Annotated in this window: 12 protein-coding genes; 9 read left to right on the top strand and 3 right to left on the bottom strand. The window is 49.6% G+C overall.

The genetic code is table 11. The features are described from left to right. From FD09_RS09965 to FD09_RS09955, 3 genes are all read right to left on the bottom strand, one after another. The coding region (locus tag FD09_RS09965; protein WP_057820928.1) for an SDR family NAD(P)-dependent oxidoreductase at window positions 1–646 on the bottom strand (646 nt) is incomplete at its 3' end. 55 nt (window positions 647–701) lie between these two features. After that, window positions 702–1547: a 5-dehydro-4-deoxy-D-glucuronate isomerase gene (gene kduI, locus FD09_RS09960; protein ID WP_157053761.1), complete on the bottom strand. Its 846-nt coding sequence runs from the start codon at window positions 1545–1547 to the stop codon at window positions 702–704. Window positions 1548–1667: 120 nt separating this feature from the next. Beyond that, window positions 1668–2435 (bottom strand): IclR family transcriptional regulator, encoded by a 768-nt coding sequence (locus FD09_RS09955; RefSeq protein WP_057820926.1) that lies wholly within the window; start codon window positions 2433–2435, stop codon window positions 1668–1670. A gap of 243 nt (window positions 2436–2678) precedes the next feature. Here FD09_RS09955 and FD09_RS09950 point away from each other — a divergent pair, with 243 nt between their 5' ends. From FD09_RS09950 to FD09_RS09910, 9 genes are all read left to right on the top strand, one after another. Then, window positions 2679–3500 carry a hypothetical protein gene (locus tag FD09_RS09950; protein ID WP_057820924.1) on the top strand — a complete coding sequence of 274 codons (822 nt, stop codon included), beginning with the start codon at window positions 2679–2681 and terminating at the stop codon, window positions 3498–3500. 4 nt (window positions 3501–3504) lie between these two features. Beyond that, window positions 3505–4683: a glycoside hydrolase family 88 protein gene (locus tag FD09_RS09945; protein ID WP_057820941.1), complete on the top strand. Its 1179-nt coding sequence runs from the start codon at window positions 3505–3507 to the stop codon at window positions 4681–4683. Between the two features lie 18 nt (window positions 4684–4701). Further along, complete coding sequence (locus FD09_RS09940) at window positions 4702–5202, top strand: PTS sugar transporter subunit IIB (protein ID WP_057820922.1); 501 nt, start codon at window positions 4702–4704, stop codon at window positions 5200–5202. A 19-nt stretch (window positions 5203–5221) separates the two neighbouring features. After that, the gene (locus FD09_RS09935) at window positions 5222–6031 is read left to right on the top strand and encodes a PTS mannose/fructose/sorbose/N-acetylgalactosamine transporter subunit IIC (RefSeq protein WP_057820914.1); all 810 of its coding nucleotides are present in this window, start codon (window positions 5222–5224) and stop codon (window positions 6029–6031) included. After that, entirely contained in the window at window positions 6021–6836 is an 816-nt protein-coding gene (locus FD09_RS09930) for a PTS system mannose/fructose/sorbose family transporter subunit IID (RefSeq protein WP_057820912.1), read from the top strand. The genes FD09_RS09935 and FD09_RS09930 overlap by 11 nt, the downstream gene beginning before the upstream one ends. A 303-nt stretch (window positions 6837–7139) precedes the next feature. Beyond that, window positions 7140–7613, top strand: coding sequence for a PTS sugar transporter subunit IIA (locus FD09_RS09925; RefSeq protein WP_057820910.1), 474 nt, complete (start codon window positions 7140–7142; stop codon window positions 7611–7613). A 2-nt stretch (window positions 7614–7615) separates the two neighbouring features. Beyond that, complete coding sequence (gene yajC, locus FD09_RS09920) at window positions 7616–7960, top strand: preprotein translocase subunit YajC (RefSeq protein WP_057820908.1); 345 nt, start codon at window positions 7616–7618, stop codon at window positions 7958–7960. Next, entirely contained in the window at window positions 7902–9824 is a 1923-nt protein-coding gene (locus tag FD09_RS09915) for a heparinase II/III family protein (protein ID WP_057820906.1), read from the top strand. The genes yajC and FD09_RS09915 overlap by 59 nt, the downstream gene beginning before the upstream one ends. 271 nt (window positions 9825–10095) lie before the next feature. Then, a complete protein-coding gene (locus tag FD09_RS09910; protein ID WP_057820904.1) occupies window positions 10096–10962 on the top strand; it encodes a metallophosphoesterase family protein in 867 nt (288 codons plus the stop codon). The last annotated feature ends 3 nt before the right edge of the window (window positions 10963–10965 follow it).

Genomic DNA, 10965 nt, shown 5'->3' with positions numbered 1-10965 from the left:
TGTTAGCCGTCTTGATGTAGCCCGGTGCAATGGCGTTGACTTGAATGTTATAAGCACCCAGTTCACTGGCAAAGGCTTTAGTCAAACCAGCCACACCATGTTTCGCAGCCGTGTAAGACGGAATGAACTTACCACCTTGGAAGGACAGCATGGAACCGATATTGATGATCTTGCCAGACTTTTGTTTAGCAAAAACCTTAGCTGCGGACAGTGACATATGGTAAACCGCTGTCAGGTTAATGCCAATGACGTCGTCCCAGTCCTTGTCTTTAGATTCCAGTAACGGATTCCGGCGGATGGTCCCGGCATTGTTGACCAAGATGTCGATGTGGCCCATCTTCCCCACCGCTTCAGCGATAATCTTGTCGCTGATGCCTGGTTCAGTCAGGTTCACATCCATGAATTCCACCTTGCGGCCGCGCTTCTCGATCAAGCGCCGGGTGTTATCCCATTCTGCTTTGCCGTAAGTAGGAATGAAAATGTCCGCGCCGGCTTCCGCCAAGGCCACGGCGTAACCTTGGCCTAAGCCAGTGTTGCCACCCGTGACGATGGCCACTTTGCCATCCAAGTGGAACTGGGTCATTTTGAAATGATCCAGTTCGGCTTCGTGCTGCTTAATTTCTTCCGGCGATTGTTCGATAGCCATAATGCAAAAACTTCCTTTCAGTGATCAAAGATTGATCGTAATGGTGGCTGGTTAATTAACGCAATTCACTCATGGGTACTTGATCCATATCATCATAGGTCTGGTTTTCGCCACACATTGCCCAGATGAAGGAATAGCTGCTGGTGCCCACACCACAGTGGATGGACCAGCTGGGGTTCACGACTGCTTGTTCTGGACTTAATACGATATGGCGGCTTTCATCCGGCTTGCCCAAGAAGTGGAATACCCGGGCATCTGGGTCGGTGAAATCGAAGTACATATACGTTTCCATCCGGCGGGCGTGGGTATGAGCCGGCATGGTGTTCCAGGAAGAACCAGGTTCCAGCACGGTATAACCCATTTGCAGCTGACAAGTGTCCATTTGCGATGCATCAATATATTTATAAATGACCCGCTTGTTCATGTGGTTCTGGTCGCCGATCGGCTTCGCCAGTGCATTGGCAAACGGCAGCTTCTTGTTGGGATAGGTCTTGTGAGCTGGGGTGGAGACCACATAGAACTTCGCCGGATCATTGGCATCTGCCGAAGCAAAGACCACGTGTTCCGTGCCCATCCCGATGTAGTAGCCGTCTTGCTTGACCATCTCTTCGGTTTGGCCGTTGATCGTGATACTGCCTTTACCGCCGATGTTGATGACGCCCAGTTCCCGCCGCTGCAGGAAGAAGTCGACACCCAGTTCCTTGGACAGCTTAATTTCCAAAGGTTCCGTGGTCGGGGTGACCCCGCCAAAGATCATGCGGTCGTTGTAAGTATAAGTGAGTAAAATGTCCCCCGGGTTAAAGAGCTTACCCATCAGGAATTCTTCCCGCAGCTTACTGGTGTCATAGTGTTGAATATCTTCCGGTGCGTGGGCATACCGAGTTACCATCTGAAAAGTCAATCTGATTACCTCCTGTTAGTTTCTTTATAAGAAATGGTATTTCCTATTTTCCGTACATCTCTAATATAAAACGGTTCCAACATAAATGCAAGAACAAAAATGATTTTGTTTGTGCAGATGCTAGATCGCCTCTTGAATTTCATGTTGGGTATTTAGCAGCATGCGAATAAAACCAGCGCGCCGTTCTGGTGTCATCCGGTACTTGGGCGTACTAATGCTGAATGCGCCATACAACTGAGTATCCTTTTTCAAGACTGCCCCCAGGCAAAAGGCTTCTGGCTCGTTTTCTTCGTTATCGACAGCGACGCCCACTTCCTGAATGAGCTTTAAATCGTGGCGCAATTCGTTTTGATTGGTAATTGTATTTTGGGTGACTGGGCGCAAATCGGTGGTGTCCAAGAAACGCTTTAGTTGGTCGGCCGAATAGGTAGCCAGTACAGCCTTGCCCATTGCGGAGGAATACATATTCATACTGCCGCCGATGGTGGATTGCAGGCGGATGGAGTTGGAGCTTTCGAGCTTGCTGACGAGCACGATTCGTTGATTAACGGGGATACCCAGATTGATGGTCTCGCCAGTTTCGTCCCGCAGTTTTTCTAAGTAAGGTTGGGCCACATTGGCGATATCGAAGCTGCTAATGGCTTTGGTGGCGTATGGGATCAATTGCGTTCCCAGGACATAACGTTTCGTTTCTTCTTCCCGGCGAACGAAGCCCAGGTGTTCCATGGTTTTTAGTATTTTTAACGTGGTCGATTTTGATGAATTCAGTCCCCGGCTTAATTCGGCTAGGGTAGGACTCTTGGGCTGCATTAATAGGTAGTCCATAATTTCCTTGGCCTTGATCAGCACTGATCCATATAATTTCGGCTGGCTCTCTTGTGTATCCATGAACGTTTCCTCGCAATCTTGAATTGTTTATCATGTAGAAACTGCAACATCAGTTTAGTACAATCAACGTCAGGAAAGCAAGCGCTATTTTCGCCGATTGTTATTGAGATAACGGCAATGATAGTGATTACATTGGGTTTGAGAAATCATAACAAGGTTGTTGACACTGGGAAATCTAAGCGTTATCATGCTGTTGTAAAAGTGATAACAAAGTGTCCAAATAATAAACTAGGAGGACGGATCGTGAAGATTAGCCTAAGTACCACTGGTGCAACGGTGCGCAAAGTCGGACCAGTATCCGGCACCGGCAGTTTCCTATTACTCTCCCATACCTATGAAGCAGGGGACGAAATTGTCATTGAATTTGATCCGACAGAATTGAATCAATCCTATTGGGTGCAGCTGGATGCCGCCTTGGCCCCCAGCCTGGTGTATTTCACCAAGAGTCCTTGGCGCTATCGCGTGCCAACAGATTTCCTGCGGGTGACGGCCCCAGATAAAGAATCCATTTATCCAGAGCAGGCCTTTGCAGGGCAAGAACATTTGCTCAGAGTCTGGCCGGCCGTGCACCAAGAACAGGTAGAAGTCCGCAACTTGGCCCGCAATACTTACGATCAAGCGGATGACACTGGTGCTTATCCCCATGCATTTGCGAATATCGAGACCCGGCATGATCCTACTTTTGCCGCGCGTAATGCGATCGATGGGTATACGTTGAATGATCATCACGGGGCTTTTCCTTATCAATCTTGGGGTATCAATCAAGATCCGCAAGCCGCATTCTCGTTGAGTTTTGGTCGACCGGTGGATCTCACCCAGTTAACCGTGGTTCTGCGGGCAGATTTTCCCCACGACAGTTATTGGACCCAGGGCACTGTCACTTTTTCCGACGGGACGAAGGTATTACTCAACTTTAATAAGAGCGCTGCGCCGCAGTCCTTCTCAGTACAAAAGAAGGGGATTACCGGGTTAACGTTTGATCATCTCATTAAGGCTGATGATGACTCGCCATTCCCGGCGTTGATCGAATTTGAAGCATGGGGGACCGATTCTGATGAAGCGTAAGGTCATGCACATCGAAAAGCTGGAGAATGGTCATCGTTTCTTTAACAGTGGCATCGTTGACGATAAAGAAATTACCGCTGCTTTGGACCAAGCCGTTCAGCATATTGACTTAAATATTAGGGTGTTCGGTGAGAATTTTCCGGAACCGTCCACTGTGAATAACCGCTATACTGCGATGCAGAATACGGAATGGACCAATGGGTTCTGGACTGGTCTATTATGGCTCGCCTATGAATACACCGGTGATGTGAAGTACCGCGAGCTGGCCGAAAAGAATGTAGACAGCTTTGCAAAGCGAATCGATCAGAAGATTTCGGTAGACCATCACGATTTAGGATTTCTCTACTCACCGTCAACTGTCAGCGCTTACAAATTAACTGGTAATGAAACGGCAAAAGCTGCAGGGGTCGCGGCCGCTGATCAGCTCCTCACCCGGTTCAATGAAAAAGGCGGCTTCATTCAGGCCTGGGGACAAAAGGGTGCCACTAATGAAAACCGATTGATTGTGGACGCACTCTTGAATATTCCGTTACTTTACTGGGCAACCAACGTCACCGGGGATGCTCATTACGCCGAAGTGGCCGATCGCCATTATCAAACCGCCACCAGTACCGTGTTTCGGGATGATGGTTCGACTTACCACACCTATTACTTCGATGATGCAGGGAAGCCGTTGCGCGGGGCCACGCGTCAAGGATATTCCGATGACTCCGACTGGGCCCGCGGCCAAGCCTGGGCCATCTATGGCACGGCGCTGCACTATTACGACACCCATGATGCGCAGGCTTTTGCCCAGTTCAAGGCCGTCACCAACTTTTACCTGAACCGCCTGCCCCAAGATGATGTGCCCTATTGGGACTTGATCTTTGGCGACGGCAGTGATCAAAGTCGGGATTCATCGGCCGCGGCCATTGCCATCTGCGGGATGCACGAGATGTTGAAGTATTTGCCGGAAGCCGACCCAGATAAGCCGGTGTATCGGGCAGCGATGCACGCCAGCTTGCACGCCTTGATCACGCATTATGCCGCTCCGGTGGATGGCGGTACGGGTGAACCGTTGCTGCTGCACGGGGTGTACTCCTGGCATTCCAGCCACGGGGTGGATGAAGGCAACTTGTGGGGTGATTACTTCTACATGGAAGCATTACTTCGCTTTTATAAAGACTGGCAATTGTACTGGTAGAAAATGGAGGAATAGATCATGACAGAACCAAATATCAAAGCAATTCGTTTGGATGAACGATTGATTCACGGCCAAGGCCGATTATGGATTTCAAACTTGGGGGTTAACTTGGTTATTGTCGCCAATGATGAAGTGGCGACGAGCCATATTCAACAACAGTTGATGAAGTCATTGATTCCAGCATCCATCGGGATTCGGTTCTTCTCGATTCAAGAGACCATCGACAAGATCTTCAAGGCATCACCGCGGCAGACGATTTTCATTATTGTGAAAACCGCTGAAGATGTCCTGCGGTTGGCGCAAGGTGGGGTGCCGGTAAAAGAATTGAATGTGGGTAATATCCACATGAAAGAGGGCTATACCAAACTGACCAACTTCATTTCCGTTGGGGCAGAAGATTTGGCAGCCCTCAAGGAACTGCGTGAAAAGTATCATACCAATATGAATACCCGGACCACACCGTTGGGTAACGATGTCGGTTCAGACTTTGATTTGAACGACTATGTCACGACGCATTGATTGAGGGGAGACTAACATTATGACTTATTCCATTGTCCAAGCCCTGTTAGTGGGCCTTTGGGCGGCCTTCTGTTTTGCCGGACAGGTATGGGGCACTTATACCAACCGGGCATTATTCATATCCTTCGGGATTGGCCTAATCCTGGGCGACTTACAGACTGCCGTGATTTTTGGCGCGACCGCTGAACTAGCCTTCATGGGCTTTGGCGTCGGCCCTGGTGGTTCCACACCGCCGAATCCATTGGGCCCAGGGGTGGTCGGTACGATTATGGCCATTTCCATTAAAAATTTAACGCCGAATGCTGCTTTATCGCTGTCCTATCCATTTGCTATTTTAATTCCGTTCGTGATCACCTTTATTTTCTCGGTAAACTCGAACAATATTACGTGGGCACGTAAAGCGATTGAAGAAGGAAAATATCGCAGATTTCATTTCTTGGCCAATACCACTTTGATTGGCTTTATCCTCTTCGCCTTTGTCTTTGGCTTTGTCGCAACGCTCAGCACTAATGCATTACAAACTTTCGTTGAGATCATTCCCAAGTGGTTGATTAACGGTTTGAGCGTGGCCGGTGGATTATTGCCAGCCGTTGGGTTCGCTTTGATTATTTCTACCATGGTTAAAAAAGAGTACATTCCAGCGCTTATCTTGGGCTATATCTGCACGGCTTATCTGAAGATTCCGGTTATTGGTTTGGCCTTTGCCGGTGCCGTCTTAGCCTTCAATAACTATTACAACGCTAAGAAGCCGTCAGACCACAACGATTCTGGCGATGGTGGCAACGATGGCAATAGCAACGAAGAAGGGGGTATTGAAGATGGCATCTAGTCGCGAACCAGTATTAAACAAGAAAGACTATGTAAATTCAATCCTGCGGTCCTACGTGCTGCAAAACGGGCAAAACTACGGCACCATGCAGGGAACTGGGGTATTGAACTCGATCTTCCCCCAACTGCGCAAGATTTATAAGGACGACGAGAAAGAATTCAAACGGGTGGCCATTTCCAACTTGGAATTCTACAACACCAACCCGCAACCTTATCCATTTGTTTCCAGTATTATGTTGGCCATGTATGACAGCGGTCAAAACGAAGACGACACTCGGGCAATCAAGTTTGCCTTGATGGGGCCATTGGCCGGTATTGGGGACGCGTTATCCCAGTTTGGGTTGGCGCCGCTGTTTTCCTCCATCTTCGCCTCACTGGCGTTGCAAGGCATGACCTGGGCGCCGATTCCGTTCATTCTCTGCCTATTCGGGATCACGTTCGGTGTCCGGATTTTAATGGGTTATCTGGGCTGGAAAGTTGGGACAAGTATCATTGATACATTGTCCGACCGGATGGCTGCAATTGCGACATTGGCCAGTACGATTGGTTTAACGGTGATTGCCGGTTTGTCGGTTTCCTTCGTGAAGATCAACCTGGCTTGGCAATATACGCAGGTCATTAAGGGCAAGCAGCAAGTGGTTTCTGTGCAAACGATCTTGGATAAGATCATGCCGTTCATGCTGCCGATCTTGTTGACGTATTTCGTCTACTGGTTGATTACGAAGAAGAAGTGGACGATTTATAAGATTGTGTTGCTGCTCTTTGTGGCCGGTGTTCTATTATCGGTCCTGGGTGTCTTGAAGTAATAAAATTTTCCGGGACTGGAACCAAAAGCCATCGCTCCTTGCCGTGCCAAGTGCTGCGCAATCTCCGGTGAAATGGGGCTGGAACGTGGTGACGGCGCTTTGAGCCCGCTGAGGAACGCGGTCTCAAAGTCGCCTAACAGCATATAATCTTGGCAAAACCGGCCAAGATTATTGCTGTTTCCACCACTGAGCCCCATTTCACCTCCGATTGCTCCGCATTGGCACTGGTAACGTCGCGATTCACGCTTTTGTTTCCGTCCCTTTTTTGTTTGACACTATCATGAATACAAAGGAGTTTTTAACATGACTTATCAGTTAGCGATCGTCGGCCATGGCCGATATCCGGAGGGTGTGATGTCTGCCTTGAAGTTGTTGGCGGGTACGACGGATAATCTGCATGCGTTTAATTTAGATGAAAATACCACCCACGAACAATTTACCAAGGACATTGATACATTCTTGGATGAAAATGATGATGCCATTGTGTTTGCCGATATGACCGGTGGGGCGCCGCATCAGATTACGGCCCGCTTGATTTTGGACAAGAACAAACCCAATCAGTACATTATTTCCAGTGCGCCGGTGAATCTGATTTTGGATTTATACGCCCAGTGCCAAGCTGGCATGGTGACGCCAGAAAAAATTGATGGCATTTTAAAAAACAGCCTGAAAGAAGCCAAGGGTTTGATTCAACTGTTACCGTTGCGCAATCCAGTCTTGGATGATTTGGCCGAAAATGATAATGCGGCGCCGGATGACGCGGGAGAAGGGATCTAATCATGGATTTGTGGAAGATTTTGCTGCTGGTCTTACTGGCCGTTTTGGTGGTGCTGTACTTGGTTTTGATTCCGTTAGCTCGCCGCGGGGCGATGCGCAAACAGGCGGCGAAATTCGATGAAGTCCATGCCAAACTGAAGGCTGGCGATCAAGTCGTCTTGGCGGACGGCATCGTCGGAAAAATCAAAGAATTGACCAGTGATGACGTGCAACTCACAATTGCTGCTGGGGTGACCATTACGGTGAAACGGATGGGCATCATCGCAGTGGAGAAGGAGGCGGCAAATAATGGCCACATGGCCCCAGTACATTCAACATCTGGCACAACAACACCATCTAAGTCCTAACGCGCGGGCAAATGCTGATCGGCTCTTACAGCATCAGTATCTGTTTGATAGTCCCTACGCCATGGAACCGACCCAAGTCACCTATACTGAAGAGACATTGGATTGGCACCACACGCCGAATGGTGATCCAGAATGGCTATATATGCTCAAACGGCAAGAGTATTTGCTGGACTTGTTAGAGGCCTACGAAGAGACTGGTAACCAGGATTATCAGCAACGGATGAAAGCACTGCTGTTTTCCTGGATTGACCATAATCTCGACGATCCTTCGACTTGGCGGACGATTGATACCGGGATTCGACTGTTGAATTGGACCAGCGTGGTCACCGCGTTGGTGGCAAACGGCCAGTTGAACGCCACGGAACGGCATCGGATCGAAGCCGCGGTGGTGGCCCAGGCAGAATATCTCCACGATAATTACACGGAAAAATTCGATATCAGTAATTGGGGTGTCCTCATTACCACGGGCATTCTCACTTATGCGGCAGCCTTTCCCCGGGTGATCGAGCGGGCTGTCGTCGAGTGGGCGCAAGCACGTTTTGAGACCGAGTTGGACCTGCAAGTGGATGGCCAAGGACTCCAGTGGGAACAATCACCGCTGTATCTGCTGGAAGTTTGGCGCAGTACCTTAGCAGTCATCGCGGCTCAACAAGCCCATGATGTGCCGGTGGCCGCGATTGTGCGAGAAAAGGCCGCGGCGATGCATCGGGGGATTGTCCATGATTTGAAACCAGATGGGACTTTGCTGCAACAGGGTGATACGGATGCTATCCGCATTGACAGTCTTTATAATGCGTCAGCGGCCATCCTGAATTTGCCCAGTGCACTGCAACAGCAGCTGGATCCGATCTATGATTATGTGTTGCTGGAAATGGCCCACGAACAATGGCCGGATCCAGCTGACGGCCAGGCTGAACTGCCTCGCGAATTAGTGGCACCAGTATCGGGAAACACGATGTGGCGTTCACACTGGTCGACGGATGCAGATTACTGGCATACCTATAATGGCAGTCTCGGCAGCGGTCACGGTCACGCCGCGTTGGGCCATGTGGATCTTGTGATCAATGGGCATGATGTGATCGTTGATCCTGGTCGTTACACCTATGTGGATGGCACAGAACGGCGCTTCTTGAAGTCACCGGCGGCTCATAACACCCAACTTTTAGATGCCCGGCCGTTCAGTTTGCCTCATGATTCGTGGAAGTATCAATATGTCTCGACGCCCGTGAGTAACGAAGTCGTGCAATTTGGTTCAGATGGTCGGTTAGTGAAAATGACCTACTTGGATCAATCTGGTACCGTGCCGGCCGTGGTAACCCGGTATTGGGTAAGCTTGGCAGCCGCTCAGGTATGGCTTGCCATTGATACGGTCCACGCGGCCGGTACCCATGAATGGCACCATTACTGGCAAGTGGCCCCGGACCGCGGAGTGACACAACAAGATGATCACTTTGTCTTAGGTCAAGATGTCATATTAGCGACTACGACGCCAGACGCGTGGCCCAGTCAGACACTGTATTCGCCGCAGTATAACGATCTGCAGCATTTGACGCGGTTAGAAACCAGCACGGAGTTTACCAATTTCGGTATTACGGCGACAGTGTTTGCCCCAACAGTGAACTATCAAGGGATGCAAGTCGTGGCCCCGCGACAGTCCGGTGAAGATAAGCCAGCAGCGCCTCAATTGGCCTGGGGCATTCGTGTGGATTTGCAAGACGGCACCAATTACTTGGTGACATTGCAACCGGAAAACACGATTGTCGGGCGGAAGCTGTATTGGTTTGATGGCACAGAAGCCTACGGAGCGTTGAATGTATTTAAGCGTCAAGGGCAGCAAGTTCAACAACACGACCAGCTTCTTTAACAGCAGAGTACAGAAAAGCGACCAGCAACGGTCGCCTTTTCTGTATTTTTTTCTGATTTCAGTAAATATCTAGGTTATACTATGTGCGTGATGTCACTTGCAAAAGGTGGGAGAAACAACGACTTTAACAGAAATTCAGACGATGTTGCAGGCGCGCACATGGTCGCCCGCGCAGCGGGATCATTTATAGAAACTAATCAATCAAAATCAGAAATTACGGGGTAAAGATGATGAACGGTATACCCGTAATCTCGGACTACTGCAAGAGTTTTTGCAGGATGATCAAGGCGCTGATCTGACTTTCGACGTCTTGAGTGATGTCCATACCAATGGCCAGGATCTAGAGAAACCAGAAAATAGGCGATTTGTCACCGCGTTACAGGATATTCAATATCTTGATCCGTTGGCAGATGCATTCGTCGTTCCCGGTGATTTCACGGATCACGGGGAAGAATTTGCCTATCGCGACTTTTTCCAGTCGCTGCAGGAATATCATATGGCCCGGCCGATCGTGGCCCTAGGGAATCATGATGTGCGCTGGCAAAAAACGGAGACGGCATTTAAACAACAGTATTGGCGATACAATGGTCAGTATATGGATGGGGCGGCGTCGGCCCAGCGATTATATTGGGACACCTTTGTCCGAGGATATCATTTCATCATTATGAATACTGAAAAAGACTTGAAGGACAATGTCTATCTTTCACGGGAGCAGTTGGCATGGGTGCAGACGCAGTTGGCCGCGCATCAGGACCCGCAGCGCCCCACATTGCTTATTATCCACCAGACCTTTACGGGGACAGCAGACCATATTGCTTTGGACCGGATTTACAATCCCGCCCAGGATCCAGATCCGCACTTCAATGCAGAGATGGCACTGAAGGATATTTTGCGGCAATATCCGCGTACCGTCATCTTCACCGGGCATGTGCATAATGGCCGGGACATGATTAAGGTGTATCCCGAAGCGTATGGGTACGTGGTGGATTGCCCTTCGTTTGTTCGGGCGGATTACGGTCAACCGGGGCATGGCGATGCCTACCAGGTGAGAGTCCAGGGTAACACCGTCACTTTGCGGCTGCGAAGTTACAGCGACAATCATTGGCTGCCGCAAAATCAGCGTGTGTTTACAGTGTGAAAG

This window comes from Schleiferilactobacillus perolens DSM 12744 (genome assembly GCF_001435585.1).
Classification (GTDB): Bacteria; Bacillota; Bacilli; order Lactobacillales; family Lactobacillaceae; genus Schleiferilactobacillus; species Schleiferilactobacillus perolens.
This window is presented reverse-complemented; position numbering and strand designations above follow the sequence as displayed.

Bases quoted from the DNA above. Each gene is read 5' to 3' on its own strand.
- yajC (WP_057820908.1), top strand. From the start codon at position 7,616: ATGGATTTGTGGAAGATTTTGCTGCTGGTCTTACTGGCCGTTTTGGTG.
- FD09_RS09925 (WP_057820910.1), top strand. From the start codon at position 7,140: ATGACTTATCAGTTAGCGATCGTCGGCCATGGCCGATATCCGGAGGGT.
- FD09_RS09915 (WP_057820906.1), top strand. From the start codon at position 7,902: ATGGCCACATGGCCCCAGTACATTCAACATCTGGCACAACAACACCAT.
- FD09_RS09955 (WP_057820926.1), bottom strand. From the start codon at position 2,435: ATGGATACACAAGAGAGCCAGCCGAAATTATATGGATCAGTGCTGATC.
- FD09_RS09945 (WP_057820941.1), top strand. From the start codon at position 3,505: ATGCACATCGAAAAGCTGGAGAATGGTCATCGTTTCTTTAACAGTGGC.
- FD09_RS09935 (WP_057820914.1), top strand. From the start codon at position 5,222: ATGACTTATTCCATTGTCCAAGCCCTGTTAGTGGGCCTTTGGGCGGCC.
- FD09_RS09940 (WP_057820922.1), top strand. From the start codon at position 4,702: ATGACAGAACCAAATATCAAAGCAATTCGTTTGGATGAACGATTGATT.
- FD09_RS09930 (WP_057820912.1), top strand. From the start codon at position 6,021: ATGGCATCTAGTCGCGAACCAGTATTAAACAAGAAAGACTATGTAAAT.